Below are 17,966 nucleotides of genomic sequence, written 5' to 3'. Positions count from 1 at the left end.
GTATCACCTCACAGTATACTCTCATTTTCTCCTTCAACAATCTTTTTTAATTTAGTTAATGTCATCTTTGTCTCCGCTGTAGTTTCTCCAAGTAAGCTAGCAATCTCTTGTGCAACTCTCATTTGCTTTTCTATAACCTGTTGTGCAGCATTTATAGTATTTTCTTTTAATTCCAATAGTCTTTTTTTGTTCTGCTCCACTTCTGTAATATCTACAAGCGCAACCATTACCAAATCTTGCTCCGAGAGATAAACTACTGTTTCTAAGAAGTTTAAATTATACTTATGATAAAAAACTTTTTTACTGTTAATATTATTTTTTGTTTCTCTTACATATTTAAAATCTTCATTATCTATAATAACTGATATCGGTTTATTTTTTATACTTTCTGCTTTAACCATAAAGGCCTTTTCTGCTGCCGGATTCATTTCCTTAACTCTCATATCTCCATCTAAGAGAATAATGCAACTTAGAGAATTTTCGAACATTACGTTTCCTAGGCTCTCTGCTCTACTTCTCATAAAATGCAAACACATATTAGGTTCTGACATTCCTTCAATTATGGCCTGTGCTTTTTCCTTGCAAGTATTGTAGCCACACACACCGCAGTTTAGTTCGTCTTCAACGTCATATTTACCCATTTCCCTCATTACTTTTTCTATTTCACTAGGATTTATGTACTCTTTTAAAATACTTTTATCAATAAAAGATCTAGTAAAATCTATATTATTTAGAAATACTTCACCAGCATTATCCATTGAAGTACTATTTTTAATATAGTTTTTAACCTTGTTTTTCCTCTTGTAGTATCCCTTTTCATTTTCTATCATTTTAGGGCCACCTATACAGCTTCCTTTGCATGCACTAACCTCAATAAATGTATCTTTTATTTCACCCTTTTGTATACTTCTAAAAATCTCCATACATTCATCTATTCCGCTAACTGATATTGCCTCTAAATTCTTTTGTTTCAATTCAGATTCTATAGTTTGTACAATTCCGCCAAAAAGTGGATAGATTCTCCCATTACTGTAGGATATTCTATCAAAATCTTTTTGTTCTATTTTGCTTAAGTCTATCTTTAGCTCTTCTACCCAATCTAAAATTTCATCAAAAGTGAGAACTGCATCCATTACTTCTTTATTTATAAAGCCCTCAGATTCAATTTTCTTTCCCATACAAGGCCCTATAAATACAATGAAGCTATCCTCGCCATATGTCTCACCTAATATTTTTCCATGCGCAATCATAGGTGAAACTACAGGTATCATGTACTGGATTAAATCAGGATAATATTTTTCTACTAAATAATTAGCTGATGGACATGCAGTTGTAATATAGTTACTATTACTACTTTTTTCTATGTGTTCCTTATAAAGTTCTGATACCAAACTAGCTCCAACAGCTGTTTCCTCTACGTATATAAAGCCCAAATTCTTAAGTAATCCGGAAAACTCACTTGCCTCCATATCAAAATAACCTGCAAAAGAGGGAGCCACACTTGCAATTACTCTCTTGCCAGTATTTATTGCTTCTTTAACTCTATTTATATCACTTACAATATGTCTTGCATTTTGGGGACATACAGAAAGACAATGACTACAAGCAATGCACCTCTCTTCAACAATTTCAGCTTGTTCATTTCTAAATTTTATTGCTTTTACCGGACATGAACGTAAACACTTATAACAGTTCTTGCAGTTTGCTCTTGAAAAATCCATATACTTCATTATTGAATCCTCCCCAGAACCTGTAATTTGAAAAATTCTTCAACATTTGTCTTTCTAACTGAGTATATAGTATCTTCATCATTAATTTTTACAGAAACTCCGTCTTTGCAATTACCCAAACAAAATGCTCCTTTAAGTTCTACCTTACTTTCTAGTTTATAATCTTTAACTAATTCTTGAAGGCATTTAATCACATCATATGACCCTTTAAGATGACAGGCACTTCCCACACATATCCTAACAATTAACATAAAACCACCCCAGCAAATTATTAATTTAATCACTAGTCCATTGCTGCTACAATTAACTACGCAATTCTTTGCTTCTATTAAATATCAAGCGAATCACTTATTTCATCTGTTTTATATTTCAACCCATTACACATCTCCTCTAAAATCCCTAGATCCTTAGTGTAATTTAAATTAGAAAACATCCTCATTTCTCTGTCATACTCTTTTGTGACCTCATCAGGAATATAGTGTATCTGAGAATTCTTTATAATATTATAGAGAACTAAGTTGTTTTTCTCTATCCCATTTTCAAACTCCCCAATAAGGTCCTTCGAATATAAAGCATAAAGCGGTTCAACCCAATCTTTATTCTTAGGTATTACCCCATCACAATCCATTTTTCCAGCGGTTTCAATCAAAAACTTTATATACTTGATGTTTATTATCGGCATATCACAAGCTATAAAGAACACAAATTTTGATGACGCAAATTTTAAGCCAGTATATATTCCTCCTGCAGGACCATAGTTTTTCTTCAAATCTTCCAGAACAGTGTATTTCAAATTTTGAAATTTACCGCAATCCTCTGCCACTAGTACGATTTCTTCAAATGCATCTTCTAATTGTTCTGCTATTAACTCTACTAACAGTTTTTCACCAATTCTTATCTTACTCTTATCAAATCCCATTCTACTACTCTTACCACCACATAAAATTACTGCAGTTCCAAATTTCCTCATAAAATCACTCCATTCAGTTACAAAACAATTAGTCACCTAAAATAACATTTCAAAGGTATGACACCCCAGATAGATATCTTTAATAGTTTTTATATGAACATATTCTGACGGCATAGTATAGCATAAGATATACAGTAGCCTACTTATTAGTCATTTTTTGAAGATACCTTAGTATGAAAGTAACATAAGGCTCTTTAAAGCTTAATAGAGCCTATGTTACCTTATAATTATGTTAAAATTTTATCACAATTCAATTAATCATTCAATATAATGTGTTTACCAAAGAACTAGGTATAAATCAATTCGCTTCTTAGCTAAAGAAATCCAGAAACATAGTCATGAAAATCTCCTCTTTCATAGAGTTCAAAGGAATACCAAAATATATAATCCTTTGGTAAAAGCATAAATACAGGACCTATAGATCCATCACTATACTAATTTACTTACATAAGAATATATAAAATCTATAAAATTAATTAGATCGTTCTTGTTTTCAAAAGTGCCTTGTGCTCTTTTAGCATTACCTCCACCTTTGCCATTAAACTCTCTTATATTTTCTTTAAATAATTTACCACAGTTAACTTCTGAGCTAGTATTGTTTTCAAATAGGATTTTACCTTCTAAAATAGACCCTAAAATGACCATATAACTATTCGCTACTAGTAATGTTCCAATAAGTTGCACTTCCTCAAAGGTTTTATTTTCATATTTCTTAACTACAAGATTATTTTTCTCATTCCCAATTATACCTTTCACTTCGGTTTCTGCTGATGCTTTTCGTAGGTTGTTTAATTCCTTTCTCATTCTTTCAATTTCTAAGGACTGACTTTCCACCCTTTGAACTAAATTATTGTCATCAGAAGATAAATACCTATTTAGCTTAGTTATTATGTTTTGCTTATTTTGAAAATCTTTTAATGCCCTATTTCCACATTTCAAATATATTCTAGTCATACCTTTATATCGTTCAGTCTTAATAACCTTTACAATTCCTATTTCACCAGTTTTAAGCACATGAGTTCCACAACATGGACAGCAATCCATATCTTTGGCTTCTACTATTCTTAAATCCTCACTCACATCTATTTTCTTTCTTAATGGAAGTTCTTCACTTTCTTCTTTTGACACTATATATGTACAAATATCTATATTTCTAAAAATATAATTGTTCACTTCATCCTCTGCCATTTTAACCATTTCTTCAGTCATGGCCTCTAAATCGATATCTATAGTAACGTAATCTTCACCTAAATGAAACCCCTTGTTGGCACCTTGAAATAGCTTATAAATCGCTCCAGACAGTAAGTGCTCTCCACTATGCTGTTGCATATGATCAAACCGTCTTTCAAAATCTATTCTACAATTAACCGTTTTATCTTCAGGTACCTTATTAACTTGATGATATATTACACCATCTTTTTCATAAACATAAGTAACTTTAGCATCGCCAATTTCACCAGTATCCGATGGTTGCCCTCCCCCTTCAGGATAAAAAGGAGTCTTATCTAAAATTACTAAGATTTTATTATCCTTTTCGATTATATCTTTTACCTCTGCTTCACTCTCTTTTAAATATGGGTTAGTATAAAATAATTTTTCCGTCAATTATAGCATCTCCTCTCTGTATTCCTCTTACTAATATTGTAACCCTTATTTACAAATTTTTAAATAATTAGTTTTTTTTACTCCAAAATAGACAAGATGCAAACATACCAATAATAACCACTCCAAAAATTGTTTCAAACATAACAAGCACACGAACTAATGTTGAATTAGGCAGAATATCTCCATATCCTAGAGTTGTTATAGTTACGGCACTAAAATACAAAAAGTTCCATAGAGGATATTTAAAACTTCCGTTTGCTACACCTTTTAAAACAATTGGGCTTTCATCTATAAAGGAAATAGAATTTTCTATAAGGTTTGTAAAGTAAAAGCTTAATGGAAAATAGCAATACTCTTTTTCAAAAAGTTCAGTACTAATAATATTATAGTCCTTTACCCATATAGTTGTTGTCTCTTTTTTTTCGAACCTATTTTTATCTTGCTTTTTATAAAGAATAAAGTTATCGTCCTTGTTATTTGTATTTATTCTATATAAGGATATTTTTAATTTATGTGTATGAAACTTATTATTTATCACTTGCTCTTCTGCACTATCTATTCTCATATGGGTTATTCCTTTTCCTTGAAATAGGAGATAATAGTAATTAGCCCATACCTCGCCTAATGGTTTGTCCAAAGTAAAAATAAAAAAGTTCTTATCCTCATTTTTTTCTTCATTTACATTTAGCTTAACTATTGACCTTCTGTATTCCTCAGAGCTAATTAATTCACTTATAGTATTATTGAAATCCCTATTATATATATTTAACTTAAGATTTTTTTTAAAGACATTTATTTTTGTATTAATGTTAATATCATTTTGAAACACAAAAAATTCTCCAGAAGAAATATTTGCGATTCTCCAATACGCTATACCAAATACCGTCAGTGTACTTAAGTACATTAGGCCAAGAATAATTAACAAATCTCTCTTTTTTATCGTACTAATAATGTTTAATAATTTCATTGCTACACTCCTTATATTACTTATCCAACTGCTGCCACTTCAATTCTCACTTATTCAAAGTTAGCTGTACCCTTGGATTCATTCACAAAGAATCAGGTTATCCTCTAGCTTCTTATGATTCGAGTTTAACTTTATGAACTCCATATAAGATTTTATTAATTATTAAGTACTGATATTCATTAATTCTTGGCCATTTATAAAATAAAATTTATTATCTGATTTTAAGACTTAAATTACATACATGATCTAGTAATAACTAAACTTCTAGAATTATTCTTGTTGGCCGAGATATACCTTGTGCCCATGAAATCCTAGCTTAAAATCCACCCAGAACTCATCTTTTAAAATTTCAGGATAAATATCAATTTTCATGTTCTTTACATCATCCTCAGATAAAAAATCTGTTTTAATTATTAATTGTTTTTCCATAGAAAATTCCGGATCTATTCCTGTTTTGATATTAAAATCTACTGCATCTGCAGTAAAGAATAAAGCTATATGGTGTGTTTCCTTTTGCCACTCTACATATTCACGAACATATACAATATCCTTTGGAATACAATCAATACCACATTCTTCCTTAACCTCTCTTATCACTGCATCCTCGGCGCTTTCACCGGCGTCAATTCCACCTCCAGGTAACATCCACCAAGTCTCCCCCGTTTCTGGATCTCTATGCTTTACTAAAAGAAGCTTATTTTCGTTATTGAAAATAATAGCACCCGCTCTAGTTCTAATTTTCATACCTACTCCCCCTTAGTTATTGTATACAATATAATTTTACCACATAAACAGAGTTCTTGACATCTGATGAGGGTAACCACATCTAATGTTTAGTCATCGAATAAATATAAAAATATCAGGAAAACATTCTCTAATTTTAATCTAGTAAGCAAAATGTTAATGTTCAAAAATAGATACAACCAATTCTAACAACACTTTTATTTTTTTAAGTATTCTAAAAAACCCCGCATAAATGAATTTATACGGGGTTTACAAACAATTTCAGTGAAAGAATACCTCTTTCATTATCAAAAGTTCTCTTTTATTTTTAGGGTTTACGGGTTTATAAGTGATTATGCAATTTAAATTTTATTTTAATACTGAGACATCTTTTCCAAAATATACTCTCGTACAGGTTGGCTATTTTCGATGCCCGATAGGTTAAAACACTAAATTAAAGTCGGAGCGCCTCTCTTTACAAATTTACCTGCTCCTTCTTTTCCTACAAATTGACCATCTTTAGCAACTATATTTCCCCTGCTTACTGTAACTACTGGAGCACCTTTTAATTTGAAACCTTCATAAGGTGTGTAGTCGACATTTTCATGAAGCATTGATTGTGTTGCTGTAAGTTCAACATTTGGATCAAATACTACTAAGTCAGCATCACTACCAACCGCAATAGTACCTTTTTGCGGATACATTCCATATACCTTAGCCGCATTTGTAGATGTAACTTGTACAAATCTGTTAAGGTCAATTTTTCCTTCTGCTACTCCATAGGTGTACATTAATGACATTCTAAGCTCTACTCCTGGAGCTCCATTTGGAATCTGAGCAAAGAAATCTTTTCCCATTTCCTTTTGTTTCATAAAGAATGGACAATGGTCTGTAGCAACGAATTGTACAGTATTGTCTTTTAAAGCCTTCCACATTGCTGGCCAGTTCTTTTTATCTCTTAATGGAGGTGACATAACGTACTTAGCTCCGTTGAAATCTGGCTCTCTGTAGTTGTCTTCTGATAATAATAAGTATTGAGGACAAGTTTCTCCGATTATTGGGTAACCTTCTGCTCTAGCACGTGCTATCTCGGACACTGAAGCATCACAACTATTGTGAACTATACAAAGAGGTGCATTAGCAATTTTAGCAAGCTTTATAGCTCTTCCTGCTGCCTCTCCCTCAGCTAAATCAGGACGGGATAATGCATGGTATATTGGCTCTCCCTTTCCTTCTTCACGGAACTTTTTAGTAAGGTAATCAATAACATAATAGTTTTCTGCATGTACACAAGCAAGTCCACCATTTTCGTTTACTTTCGTTAAAGTTCTTATTATTGTACCGTCATCTACTCTTAATCCATCATATGTCATGAACATCTTAAAGCTCGAATATCCTTGTTTTATTATTTCAGGCATTTCATTTAAAACGTTGTCATTCAGATCTGTAACACTTATATGAATACCATAATCTATTACAGCTTTTCCATCTGCTTTTTCACGCCAAGTATCTGTTGCATCCTTTAGGGACTTTCCATTTTGCTGAATCGCAAAATCCACTATTGTTGTAGTTCCTCCGCAAGCTGCTGCAATAGTACCAGTTTTAAAGTCATCGCTTGAATATGTTCCGCCAAACGGCATGTCCATATGTGTATGTGGGTCTATTCCACCTGGAAATACATACTTACCAGTTGCATCAACAGTTTCCGCTCCTTCAGTATTTAGTTCTATTCCAATTTCAATAATTTTTTCATCTTTAATACCTAAGTCAGCTTTAAAAATATCAGAAGCTGTTACTACAGTTCCGCCTTTTACTACTAAATCAAATTTACTCATTTAACATTCCCCCCCCTAATAAAGGATAAATATATTAGAAATTTTAATTTTAGAATTGTTTAAGAATCGTTATTATAGGACTTCTATAATTTATGAAGTTCAATAAAAAGTTAGAATAAGAAAATTCAAAAATTTCCAACTTTTATTCAAGCATATCCATGAGCTAATCGCCGCTTTACTCCGTTTATTAGCATGAAAAGCTTAGTAATGGTTAGCTATTATTGAACAAATTCATCCATAAGAGATAGACATCTATCTCTTATGGATGAACAAGTAGTCAATAGCTATGCTTCTTTTTTTAGTTCTTCTTCTACATTTGACTTTTTCTTATTAGTTAATCTAACTAATAATTCTCCGCCAGCATCTGAAAGCAATCCTACAACAGATCCCATCAAAAGTACTGATGCTGTAGTGAAATAAGAGTTATTTAAAGCAAGCATACCAAAAGTTGTTGAACATCCAATATATACACCTGGTACAAATGATAAATGTTTCCATTTAGCCTGTGCAACTATACCAAAGGAAATAACCCCTGTCATAATAGCAACTATGTTAGGAAGATTGAGTGATTTTGATACTTCTACACAAATTATAGCCCAAAGTACGCCAACCATATTTGCTACTACACATTTAATCCACCCTTTAATAAATCTTTCGCCTGATGCATAATAAGTTGTAGTGCCCATAAATCCTGCCCATGTTGAAGCTCCGATAGCCGCACTTAAGTTAGCCCATATCCAAGCTAGGATTCCCATGCTTATAGCACCTGAAATTATTCCATCCATAACTTTTCTCCTTTTTATTCCCCCAAAATTAAACAGCCATTTTCCCTAATGAATATTATACTAAAGAGCTATTTCTCTTTCAACTCCGAAATCCTTAAATTTGATATCCCCTTTAGTTATACAGTTTTCGATAGGACATACTAACGAACATAAGTGACATCCTACACAGTTATCTTTATTAAGTGATGGCTTTCTAGTTTCAGAATCCCAAACTATAGCTTGGTGGCCTCCATCATAACATGAAACATAACATCTTCCGCATCCTATACAATCGTTATGATCAAATCTTGGATATACAATATAATCTCTATCTAGGTTATCACATGGTACCATATTATCTAGTGCACAGCCAACTAATTCTTGAAGATTTTCTACACCTTTTTCTTCCATGAAGTATTGTAATCCGCTTATCATATCTTCAACAACTCTGTATCCATATTGCATGATTGCTGTTGTAACTTGAACTGTTCCTGATCCAAGCATTATGAATTCAAGAGCATCTTCCCAAGTTTCAATTCCACCAATACCACTTACAGGTACATCTTTAAGTACCGAATCTTGTTTCATCTGAGTTATAAATCTTAATGCAATTGGCTTAACAGCTTTTCCTGAGTATCCTGATATTGATGATTTTCCATTTACTATTGGAAGACCAACTCTCTTATCAAAGTCTACTCCAGTTATACACTTTATTGTATTAATAGCAGCTATACCTGTAGCTCCACCTTCAATTGCAGCTCTTGCTGGTATTTCCATGTTTCCTATGTTTGGAGTCATTTTAGCAAGTACTGGAAGATGAGTTCCTCTTCTTACTGCTGCTGAGTATTGCTTAACCAATTCTGGGTTTTGTCCAACGTCTGAACCCATTGTGCTAGTTGTCATTTGAGGACATGAGAAATTACACTCTATGATGTCAGCTCCAATTTCTGTTACTTGTTGTGCTAATCTTGTCCATTCTTCATCACTTGATCCCATTATCGAAGCTATAAGAACCTTATTTGGATAATTTTCTTTAAGTTTCTTCATGTCTCTTAAGTTTTCTTCTAATGAATGCTCTGCAACTTGCTCCATGTTTTTGAATCCTACGAAAGGAGTTCCTTCTTTTCTAGTTGCATCAAAACGTGGTGATACTTCTATCATTTTTTCTGAGTTAACAGTTTTAAATACTATTCCACCCCAACCAGTTTCTAATGCTTTAGCACACATTTCATAGTTGTTTCCAACTGGTGATGATGCTAATAAAAATGGGTTCTCAAATTTTACTCCACAAAACTCTATTGAAAGATCTTTCTTTTTCATTATCTTACACCCTCCTTAGCTGATGCTGCTTCATCTACTCCTGATTTTTCTATTAAGTAAGCTTCGATTTTTTCTGCAGCTATTTTACCTGATGCTACTGCTTGTACAACAGTTTTGTCGCTTTCAACTATATCTCCAGATGCAAATACATCTTCTACGTCTAGAGTTGTTATAGCATTTACATCTTCTGCTTCTTGTCCAACAGCAAATATAACCATATCAGCTGCTAATTGCATTGTTGAAGCATCAAACATTCCTTCAGCTTTTAATCCTATAACTTTACCGTCTTGTCCAACTATTTCAGCTGGCTTGAAGCCTGTAAATATAGGAATATTTAAGTGTTGTTGGATGTATTCTCTTTCTTCTGTGCTTGCAGGCATTTTTTCTATTGTTCTTCTATAAACAATTTTAACATCTTCTGCACCAAGAAGTTTTGCTGTTGAAGCACAGTCCATAGCAACGTCTCCGCCACCAATAACGATTACACTCTTACCTACTGCAACTTCACCATTCTTAATTTTAGCTTCTGCTAAGAAATCTACTCCGTTAATAACGCCTTCTAATTCTGCGCCTTTAACATCTATACTCTTACCTTTTTGTATTCCACAAGCTACTAAGAATGCTTTGTAACCTTCTCCTCTTAAAGCATCTACGCTGATCTCTTTTCCAACTTTAACGTTAGTTTTGAATTCAACACCTAGTGCTTTTATATAATTTATTTCATTTTCAACAACTTCTTGAGGTAATCTTTGAGGAGGAATTCCATAACTTAAAAATCCGCCTAAAATATCTTTTTCCTCAAATACAGTTACTTTATATCCTTTTTGTGCTAAACTTGCTGCAGCAGTTAGACCGCTTGGACCTGAACCGATTACAGCTACCTTTTCTTTATTTAATTCAACTTTTTGAAGAATTTCCATACCTATAGCTTGCTCGTGGTCACTTATATATCTCTGTAACTCTCCGATTCTAATAGGCTTGTCTATTCCACATCTGCTACAAGCACCTTCACAGTAGTTGTCATAAGGACATACCCTTGAACATACTCCTCCAAGTGGATTGTTAGTTCTTATTGTTTCAGCCGCACCCTTTAAGTTTCTGAAACGTAATGAACGTATGAATTTTGCTGGATCTGTGCCTGCTGGACATGCTTTGCTGCATGGCGCATCATGGCACAAAAGACATCTTGCTGCCTCTTCTATTGCTAAAAGAGGTGTTAGTGCTTTTTTTGTTTCTGCTAAGTATTTTCCCTTTTCCATTTGTGTATTTTCCCCTTTCGAATTGTATATATATTTTTATTTGTGGAATGAATGAAGGATATGTATTATCTTCTTGCCTTCGTGAATATTTTATCATGAAAACAATTATTTTGCTATACGTTTTTTTCTTTAATTTTCCTACAATTTTCGCCACTCATTGTTCGTGTTATCGTTTAAAACGTCTATTTTACTTATTATTATAATTTTTATATTTATTTTTTAAATATAATTAAATTATTAACAATCAATTGTTCCTGTTTTGAAAATATTAAAATTAATAGAATCTTTTTTTTATTGAATTTTAGTTGAATCCCTAAATAATAAACCCTACATTTCAGAAGATTTAATGTTTTAATTCAACTTATTTTTACAAAAATTTGATTTATACGAAAATTAGATGTATTTATATATATAATTAATATAATAATATTAGTAAACTTTTATATTTGTTTTGTTTTTTATCACTTCATTAAGGAATACATTTTTAACTTTTTATAAAAAGTTTTAAATACATATCTATAGTTTAAAATTTTTTAGTATTAAAGTTTCGAAATTAAAATTGTAACAACAAAAAAAATTTTAAATATAATAAATTAAACATATTTAATTTTGTTATACTTGAAAATTTTATTATTTTATATTATTATAATTAAATAGAAGTCTTAGTTTAAAATTATAATTAAACACTATTAGTTATCTTTTATTTATAACATAAGACTTGACTTAAATACGATAATAACTATCGACATTAAGCCTGCGATGATAATAGGTTTCGAGGTCATCGATGCAGAAAGCTCTATTGCCTTATGAGTAGAGCAAGTTCACAAATAACTATAAAATAAAACGAGAAGTGAGGTAATATACATGGCAGCTGTGAATATGAGCGATGTAGCTTATAAAGAGTTTCAAGAACTTTTAAAATCAAATGATATTACAACTGATGTAATTAGAATTTATTTAGCAGGTATGGGCTGAAGCGGTCCATCATTTAATCTTGTTCTGGATGAACAAAAGGCTAATGATATAGTTGTACAAATTCAAGACACTAAGTTCTTAGTTGAAAAAGACCTAATAAACCAATATGGTGCTTTTACTATAAAGAGTGGTAGCGAGAATGGCCGCGGTGGTTTAAGTATAGAAACAGAAATACAAGCTGATGGCGGTTGTGGAAGCAGCTGCTCAGGTTGTGGTGAATAGTACTTGCCAAGTAAAATAATAAATATGTAAGGGGTGGTTTAAATTATTAAACCACCCCTTACATATTTATTATTTTACTTTTCCGCTCCATTCCATTCTATGTAAAATTGCTTTAAAAATTCCTCCATGAATTCATGTCTCTTCAGTGCTATTTTTTTCGCTGTTTCTGTGCTCATCATATCCTTTAGGAGCAAAAGCTTTTCATAGAAATGGTTAATAGTTGTTCCTTGACTATTTTTATATTGTTCAAAGCTTTGATGAAATTCTGGATTGATATAGGGATTGTGCATTTCCCTTCCTTTATGACCACCGTATGCAAAAGTTCTAGCTATACCTATAGCACCAATAGCATCTAATCTATCTGCATCCTGAACTATCTTGCCTTCAATAGTTTTGATTTCATTTTTAACACCAGCACCTTTGAAAGATAAGTTTTTTATAATGTCACTTATGTGTTTAATCCTTTCTTCATCAACATTCTGACTTTTTAACCATTCAGCAGCAACTTTCGGCCCTACAGTATCATCTCCATTGCAAAACTTCCAATCTGCTATATCATGCAAAAGCGCTGACAACTCAACTGTATACAAATCAGCATTTTCGCCTGTTGCAATACTTATTGCATTTTTCCAAACCCTATAAACATGCCACCAGTCATGTCCTGACCCTTCACCTTCTAGCTCATTTCTAACATATTCTTTAGTTGCTTCTATTACCTCATCTTTTAGTTCAGTTACATTATTCAACTTTCCACTTTTATTAACCTTATTATTTATCATAATGACTCCTTATCTGTTCGGCTTTAAGACTATTATTTAATTTATTATTCAATAATTTTACTTTACAAATTAGTATTCTCGTTAAGTATATTGTATGACAAGGCTTTAAAATATCCTGTTATATCATTCTTTAGCTTGTTTATAGAATTGTTATCGTCTGTATTTTTGTATATATTTTTGAAAGTCCCAATTATTCAAAAATTTTTCTGCGCTGTTATAACCTGACTTGAAAATTCTTAACTTCATTTCTTTTGTTATATCAAAATCTACGGTTGAAACTCCTAGGTTTGGGATAAATATGGTTCTAACTGCATCTTTGTCTTTTATAAATATCTCTTCATTTCTATTTATCATTGTATCAACAACATCTAGCAAAAATGATATTAAATCAGTTTTACCTACAGATGTATAGCTAATTCTATCACCCACAAGTTTAAATCCAAAGGTCGGCCATCTTGGAGTATTGTCCACATCAAATATCCATATAGGAAAATTACTTAGAATACCTCCATCAACAATATAGCTATATATATCATTATAGTTAAACTTAATCGGCCTGAAATAAAACGGAATACTAATACTCATTCTAACCGCCTCTGCAATTTCAAATTCCATAGGATCTATTCCATATCTAGAAATATCATCTGGTAGTATTAACATATTTTTTTGAGTAATATCCGAGGCAATTATTTTTAATCTAGACCTACCATTAATACTTATATCTTTAAACTTAATTTTACCCTTTTTTTCAAGAAGTTCTGCCATAATTCTCTTTATAGGGTCACCAGAATGTATCCCTTTATCTTTAAAGAGTGACGATGATTTTGATACAAATGACACTAATTTTAGCTTTCTTTTATCCAAAAAGTCCTTATAATTTAAATTAATCATTATTTCTTTCAATTCTTTTCCTGAGTATCCTACAGCTAAAAGCGCTGCAATCATTGCTCCTGCAGATGATCCCGCTAAACGATACCATTCAAATCCTTTCTCTTCAAGACAACAAATAGCTCCAACTAATCCTATTCCCTTCACTCCTCCTCCTTCAAAAACCGCATCTGCTTTCATGCTTCTTGTCACCTCTTTATAATTGTTAATGATTCCTCTTACTTTTTATATATACAAACAACTCCTGCTATACTTAGAACAATCCCTATTATATTTATTAAAGAAATATGTTCTTTATACAGTAGTATCCCTATAGGAATAAGCAAAACCGATACACAGACATTTGTAAAGAGAGCAGCTAAACTTATATTCCATCCCGCTCTATAGGCCAATAAGAATCCTAATTCTAGTCCAAGAATTGAGGCTCCTAATGCATAACTTGACCAGTTAAGCTTTTTAAATGATTCTACAAATCCTGTATTTGAAGGATATATAAAAAAAGCAATAATTGTTAATACTAAAGCTACTGCATATGTAGCCACTAGCGAAGTGAACGGGTTTGCTGCATCCGGAATTGATTTTTGAAATACATGATAAATAGTATTGGATACTATAACTAATAATACCGATAAATAGTATACTTTCATTATTAATAACTCCTTTCATCAAATTCAAGTATCTAAACTACAAAAAATTTTAGAGATATTTTGTGGTTTTGTCTTTAAATATGTTAAAGTAAAAATTATTCTTAAAATCTAGATTTATTCTAACATTTTACCATATAAATCTATTATTACTATATAGAATAATATTCTTTATTGCGAGAGAAAATAACTTAAAGTTATGATATATATAGGAGGTAACTATGAAACTAGAAGCGTATTTTAAAGGAATTAAAAATGCCAATGAAGCAGTAGAAAGACTAAAAAGTGAGGGTTTTAAAAATGCAGTAGCAGATATAAATGACCATTATGTTGAGTTTAATACTGGAAATAACACCGTTCTTCCTGGAAATGAAGATTCTCCAAGTCTTTCTTCATTAGTTTTAAGCTCAGGTCCTCTTATAGGAGATCCTTCAAAAAGACCTTTAGATGCTGCTAGCCCGATGGTAAGTGGTATGGGTGGCTTTGAAGAAATTACTGATATAAACTATAGAGTAGTTGTAAACGTTGAAGGAAATGATGAAGAAAAAGCAAAACAGATTATGAAAGGTTTAGGCGGAGATTTAAAAGATCCTAATTTAGATTTACCTCACAGACTAGTAGATCTTACTCATATTGATCTTACTCACGTAGATGATATGGGATTAAACTTACCTGATAATGACTCGTAATTTTGACCAGTACAGCATAATTTAAATTTTTAAATAAAACTATTTTTCTTAAGCAAGTTTTATTTAGAAATTAAAATAATATATTGAGAAGTTGAAATAAAGGTATCTCTAAGCTTACTTGAACTTCTCAATATATTGATTTTCTTAAGAGATTACTTATCTATACAACATCCTTATTTAAGGAGTTACAAACAGAAACTAATTCTTTAATGTTTTCAATAACAAAATCAGGCTTATACTCCATAAGCTCATTAAATGGAAGTGCTGTATATTTTACAAGACATGTACTACATCCTGCATTTCTGCCACATAGGATATCGTTATGACTATCTCCAATCATAATTGTTTCCCCTGGAGAAACATCTAAAAGCTCACAAGCCTTTAAGGCTGGATCTCCAAGTGGTTTGTGTTTTTCCGTATCTTCTGGAGTAACTATAACATCCATATACTCATATATGTTTATTAATTTCAGTCCTCGTTCAGCCAATTCTCTTCTTTTTGAAGTTACTATTGCAAGCTTAATTCCCCTACTTTTTAGTGCTTTTAAACCTTCCTCTACTCCTTCAAAGGTGCTAGCTATTTCATCATGTTTAGCTTCATTATAGTTTCTATATATACTTACCATTAAATCAGCATTTTCTTCGTCATATTTGGCCATAGTTTCTCTTAGAGGTTCTCCAAAGGTTCTTACAATCTCCTCCCTTGATGCTTCTCTTTTTAAATACTTACTAAAAGTATATTTAAAACTTTCAATTATAAGCTCATTTGTATTTATTAAAGTTCCATCTAAATCAAATAAAATTGCTTTAATCATTTCGTCCTCCTATATTTCAGTTATCCTATAATTCTATGTATACTCCTTAGTTCACAACTCAATATATAATAGCACACTATGACACGTTGAACAACAAGTTCAAAATAAGAAAGCTTATTTTGATGTAGATTATGATACGCTCTATATAAAAGAGAGCCTTTTACAGCTCTCTATAATTAGTTGTTCAAGAATATCTCCCAAGTCTTAGGTCCAATAACTCCATCTATATCTCGTCCCCAATTTCTTTGCAATTCGGTAACAGCTTGGAAAGTAGTCTCATCATATACTCCAGATATGGTTTTCACTTTATATCCCCACAACTGTAATTTTTGCTGTACCCACTTTATTATATTATTATTTTCGCCTCTATTTATAACATAAGCATTTACAGCCTTAATTGTATTTATGCCAGCTAAACCGTCTACAGTTAGGCTCGTACCCTTTACTTTATTAAAGTTGTACTGTAAAGACTTTATTTGCTCTAATAATATAGGATTTTTGACTGTGTGTGCTGTAGTTGAAGTTAACATAGTAACTGAAACAGCACTTCCAGACATTATAGAGTTAGATAATTCTCTTAACGGAAAATTAGTACCTGGGCAATCAGTTGAATATAATTCTCTGTGACCATACACATTACTTATAGAATATTTTCCTTTAAGGTACTGTCCTAATTCTATGATAGCTTTATTTTGCGCTTCTGGCATTGTTTCAGTCATATACTCACCTTCTGCACATATTCCTATACTGTTACTATTAGCACTAGGACAATGAGCTCCTATTGCATTTTCTGGTCTTCCTCTATAAATACTTCCATCCTTTCTAACTAAAAAGTGATATCCACATCCAGCCCATCCATTAGCTAAATGCCACTGATGAATGTCTTGTATAGTACACTTAGAAGCTTCTGAGTGGTGTAAAACTATTTTATTTGGTTTATTACCATAAGCTAATCCTCTAAAATTTAGATTTGTTTCTATAACTTTCATAAAATCTACCTCCTACATAGACTATGTTCTTTAATTAAAAATGTTAATATATATTTAAGTATTTTATCTACTGAAATAGGCTATAACCTCAGTTCTTATGACTGCATCAAATAATTGAATCCATTATTCCTCTGGTAGGTCTAACGATCTTAAATCAAACTATTTACAATCCTTTATCAATCATCAAAAATCTTAATTTTATTTATTTCAAATTTATAACTTTTTATACGCAAAATAAAAGAGAGATGATTTTTAACCATTTCTCTTAATAACTTCAATTAATTTATATTTATTTAAATACATAAGTCGCTAACAAGGACTGCAATTCGTATATGTCTAGACTCTTATTAAATTGTTTTTGAATTGGTAACGCTGTTCCAGAAATCCATATTTTTAGTTCAGCATCTAAATCAAAATGTCCTGATGTTTCTATACTAAAATGTGTTATGCTCTTGTATGGGATAGAATGATATTCTATCTTCTTTCCTGTCATTCCTTGAATGTCTACAAGTATAAGCCTTTTATTAGTAAATATAAACATATCTCTTAATAGTTTATAAGCTTTTTCTACTTGCTCATTTTCCGCTAATATATTAGCATATTTTTTCTGAATCTCTTCTGTATTCGATTCTGAAGCATTTCCCATTAATCCATCTAATATTCCCATAATATACCTCCTATATTTTATCATTAGTATTATTATTCTATAAGGATATTTATTATCCCTTTTTTATTGAATTATTTTAATTGTCTCAATGCCCTACTCACCTTCTTATAACTTCCTTCATGTATT

At 31.6% G+C, this 17,966-nt stretch carries 18 protein-coding genes; 2 read left to right on the top strand and 16 right to left on the bottom strand.

Features of this window, described 5'->3' with window-relative positions; all coding sequences use genetic code 11:
* Nucleotides 1-8: 8 nt before the first annotated feature.
* The 10 genes from AC0N0V_RS09805 to AC0N0V_RS09760 form a co-directional block, all read right to left on the bottom strand.
* Nucleotides 9-1,730, bottom strand: coding sequence for a [Fe-Fe] hydrogenase large subunit C-terminal domain-containing protein (locus AC0N0V_RS09805; RefSeq protein WP_474463782.1), 1,722 nt, complete (start codon nucleotides 1,728-1,730; stop codon nucleotides 9-11).
* Nucleotides 1,730-1,981: a (2Fe-2S) ferredoxin domain-containing protein gene (locus tag AC0N0V_RS09800; protein WP_474463781.1), complete on the bottom strand. Its 252-nt coding sequence runs from the start codon at nucleotides 1,979-1,981 to the stop codon at nucleotides 1,730-1,732. Before AC0N0V_RS09800 ends, AC0N0V_RS09805 begins: the two co-directional genes overlap by 1 nt.
* A gap of 77 nt (nucleotides 1,982-2,058) precedes the next feature.
* A complete protein-coding gene (locus tag AC0N0V_RS09795; protein WP_474463780.1) occupies nucleotides 2,059-2,700 on the bottom strand; it encodes a molybdenum cofactor guanylyltransferase in 642 nt (213 codons plus the stop codon).
* Between the two features lie 429 nt (nucleotides 2,701-3,129).
* Nucleotides 3,130-4,305: an alanyl-tRNA editing protein gene (locus AC0N0V_RS09790; protein WP_474463779.1), complete on the bottom strand. Its 1,176-nt coding sequence runs from the start codon at nucleotides 4,303-4,305 to the stop codon at nucleotides 3,130-3,132.
* Nucleotides 4,306-4,372: 67 nt separating this feature from the next.
* Nucleotides 4,373-5,272, bottom strand: a complete 900-nt coding sequence (locus tag AC0N0V_RS09785) for a potassium channel family protein (protein ID WP_474463778.1) — start codon at nucleotides 5,270-5,272, stop codon at nucleotides 4,373-4,375.
* A gap of 270 nt (nucleotides 5,273-5,542) precedes the next feature.
* Entirely contained in the window at nucleotides 5,543-6,016 is a 474-nt protein-coding gene (locus AC0N0V_RS09780) for an NUDIX domain-containing protein (RefSeq protein WP_474463777.1), read from the bottom strand.
* Between the two features lie 428 nt (nucleotides 6,017-6,444).
* The gene (gene hydA / locus AC0N0V_RS09775) at nucleotides 6,445-7,830 is read right to left on the bottom strand and encodes a dihydropyrimidinase (protein ID WP_474463776.1); all 1,386 of its coding nucleotides are present in this window, start codon (nucleotides 7,828-7,830) and stop codon (nucleotides 6,445-6,447) included.
* Between the two features lie 284 nt (nucleotides 7,831-8,114).
* Nucleotides 8,115-8,615, bottom strand: a complete 501-nt coding sequence (locus AC0N0V_RS09770) for a DUF1097 domain-containing protein (RefSeq protein WP_474463775.1) — start codon at nucleotides 8,613-8,615, stop codon at nucleotides 8,115-8,117.
* A gap of 60 nt (nucleotides 8,616-8,675) precedes the next feature.
* Nucleotides 8,676-9,914, bottom strand: coding sequence for an NAD-dependent dihydropyrimidine dehydrogenase subunit PreA (gene preA / locus AC0N0V_RS09765; protein ID WP_474463774.1), 1,239 nt, complete (start codon nucleotides 9,912-9,914; stop codon nucleotides 8,676-8,678).
* Complete coding sequence (locus tag AC0N0V_RS09760; RefSeq protein WP_474463773.1) at nucleotides 9,914-11,173, bottom strand: FAD-dependent oxidoreductase; 1,260 nt, start codon at nucleotides 11,171-11,173, stop codon at nucleotides 9,914-9,916. The genes preA and AC0N0V_RS09760 overlap by 1 nt, the downstream gene beginning before the upstream one ends.
* Before the next feature lie 864 nt (nucleotides 11,174-12,037).
* Here AC0N0V_RS09760 and AC0N0V_RS09755 point away from each other — a divergent pair.
* Nucleotides 12,038-12,148: an iron-sulfur cluster assembly accessory protein gene (locus AC0N0V_RS09755; RefSeq protein ID WP_474463772.1), complete on the top strand. Its 111-nt coding sequence runs from the start codon at nucleotides 12,038-12,040 to the stop codon at nucleotides 12,146-12,148.
* Nucleotides 12,149-12,444: 296 nt separating this feature from the next.
* Here AC0N0V_RS09755 and AC0N0V_RS09750 read toward each other — a convergent pair whose 3' ends face one another.
* The 3 genes from AC0N0V_RS09750 to AC0N0V_RS09740 all read right to left on the bottom strand — a co-directional run bounded on the left by AC0N0V_RS09750 (nucleotide 12,445) and on the right by AC0N0V_RS09740 (nucleotide 14,684).
* A complete protein-coding gene (locus AC0N0V_RS09750; protein ID WP_474463771.1) occupies nucleotides 12,445-13,149 on the bottom strand; it encodes an HD domain-containing protein in 705 nt (234 codons plus the stop codon).
* Nucleotides 13,150-13,299: 150 nt separating this feature from the next.
* Entirely contained in the window at nucleotides 13,300-14,217 is a 918-nt protein-coding gene (locus AC0N0V_RS09745; RefSeq protein WP_474463770.1) for a patatin-like phospholipase family protein, read from the bottom strand.
* Nucleotides 14,218-14,255: 38 nt separating this feature from the next.
* Nucleotides 14,256-14,684: an EamA family transporter gene (locus AC0N0V_RS09740; RefSeq protein WP_474463769.1), complete on the bottom strand. Its 429-nt coding sequence runs from the start codon at nucleotides 14,682-14,684 to the stop codon at nucleotides 14,256-14,258.
* Between the two features lie 218 nt (nucleotides 14,685-14,902).
* Here AC0N0V_RS09740 and AC0N0V_RS09735 point away from each other — a divergent pair, with 218 nt between their 5' ends.
* Nucleotides 14,903-15,370: a hypothetical protein gene (locus tag AC0N0V_RS09735; RefSeq protein ID WP_474463768.1), complete on the top strand. Its 468-nt coding sequence runs from the start codon at nucleotides 14,903-14,905 to the stop codon at nucleotides 15,368-15,370.
* A 160-nt stretch (nucleotides 15,371-15,530) separates the two neighbouring features.
* Here the strand turns inward: AC0N0V_RS09735 and ppaX are convergent, their stop codons facing one another.
* From ppaX to AC0N0V_RS09720, 3 genes are all read right to left on the bottom strand, one after another.
* Nucleotides 15,531-16,184 carry a pyrophosphatase PpaX gene (ppaX, locus tag AC0N0V_RS09730; protein WP_474463767.1) on the bottom strand — a complete coding sequence of 218 codons (654 nt, stop codon included), beginning with the start codon at nucleotides 16,182-16,184 and terminating at the stop codon, nucleotides 15,531-15,533.
* A 176-nt stretch (nucleotides 16,185-16,360) separates the two neighbouring features.
* A complete protein-coding gene (locus AC0N0V_RS09725; RefSeq protein ID WP_474463766.1) occupies nucleotides 16,361-17,173 on the bottom strand; it encodes a peptidoglycan recognition protein family protein in 813 nt (270 codons plus the stop codon).
* Nucleotides 17,174-17,462: 289 nt separating this feature from the next.
* Nucleotides 17,463-17,840 (bottom strand): PH domain-containing protein, encoded by a 378-nt coding sequence (locus AC0N0V_RS09720; RefSeq protein WP_474463765.1) that lies wholly within the window; start codon nucleotides 17,838-17,840, stop codon nucleotides 17,463-17,465.
* Between the last annotated feature and the right edge of the window lie 126 nt (nucleotides 17,841-17,966).

The sequence above is a fragment of the Clostridium sp. CS1-1 genome (assembly GCF_056135525.1).
The sequence above is the reverse complement of the archived record's forward strand: the minus strand, read 5'-3'. Positions and strand labels throughout refer to the sequence as shown.

Excerpts from the sequence above, each read along its gene's own strand:
- AC0N0V_RS09805 (WP_474463782.1), bottom strand. The coding sequence starts at position 1,730 with ATGAAGTATATGGATTTTTCAAGAGCAAACTGCAAGAACTGTTATAAG.
- AC0N0V_RS09800 (WP_474463781.1), bottom strand. The coding sequence starts at position 1,981 with ATGTTAATTGTTAGGATATGTGTGGGAAGTGCCTGTCATCTTAAAGGG.
- AC0N0V_RS09795 (WP_474463780.1), bottom strand. The coding sequence starts at position 2,700 with ATGAGGAAATTTGGAACTGCAGTAATTTTATGTGGTGGTAAGAGTAGT.
- AC0N0V_RS09785 (WP_474463778.1), bottom strand. The coding sequence starts at position 5,272 with ATGAAATTATTAAACATTATTAGTACGATAAAAAAGAGAGATTTGTTA.
- AC0N0V_RS09780 (WP_474463777.1), bottom strand. The coding sequence starts at position 6,016 with ATGAAAATTAGAACTAGAGCGGGTGCTATTATTTTCAATAACGAAAAT.
- hydA (WP_474463776.1), bottom strand. The coding sequence starts at position 7,830 with ATGAGTAAATTTGATTTAGTAGTAAAAGGCGGAACTGTAGTAACAGCT.
- AC0N0V_RS09770 (WP_474463775.1), bottom strand. The coding sequence starts at position 8,615 with ATGGATGGAATAATTTCAGGTGCTATAAGCATGGGAATCCTAGCTTGG.
- preA (WP_474463774.1), bottom strand. The coding sequence starts at position 9,914 with ATGAAAAAGAAAGATCTTTCAATAGAGTTTTGTGGAGTAAAATTTGAG.
- AC0N0V_RS09760 (WP_474463773.1), bottom strand. The coding sequence starts at position 11,173 with ATGGAAAAGGGAAAATACTTAGCAGAAACAAAAAAAGCACTAACACCT.
- AC0N0V_RS09755 (WP_474463772.1), top strand. The coding sequence starts at position 12,038 with ATGGCAGCTGTGAATATGAGCGATGTAGCTTATAAAGAGTTTCAAGAA.
- AC0N0V_RS09750 (WP_474463771.1), bottom strand. The coding sequence starts at position 13,149 with ATGATAAATAATAAGGTTAATAAAAGTGGAAAGTTGAATAATGTAACT.
- AC0N0V_RS09745 (WP_474463770.1), bottom strand. The coding sequence starts at position 14,217 with ATGAAAGCAGATGCGGTTTTTGAAGGAGGAGGAGTGAAGGGAATAGGA.
- AC0N0V_RS09740 (WP_474463769.1), bottom strand. The coding sequence starts at position 14,684 with ATGAAAGTATACTATTTATCGGTATTATTAGTTATAGTATCCAATACT.
- AC0N0V_RS09735 (WP_474463768.1), top strand. The coding sequence starts at position 14,903 with ATGAAACTAGAAGCGTATTTTAAAGGAATTAAAAATGCCAATGAAGCA.
- ppaX (WP_474463767.1), bottom strand. The coding sequence starts at position 16,184 with ATGATTAAAGCAATTTTATTTGATTTAGATGGAACTTTAATAAATACA.
- AC0N0V_RS09725 (WP_474463766.1), bottom strand. The coding sequence starts at position 17,173 with ATGAAAGTTATAGAAACAAATCTAAATTTTAGAGGATTAGCTTATGGT.
- AC0N0V_RS09720 (WP_474463765.1), bottom strand. The coding sequence starts at position 17,840 with ATGGGAATATTAGATGGATTAATGGGAAATGCTTCAGAATCGAATACA.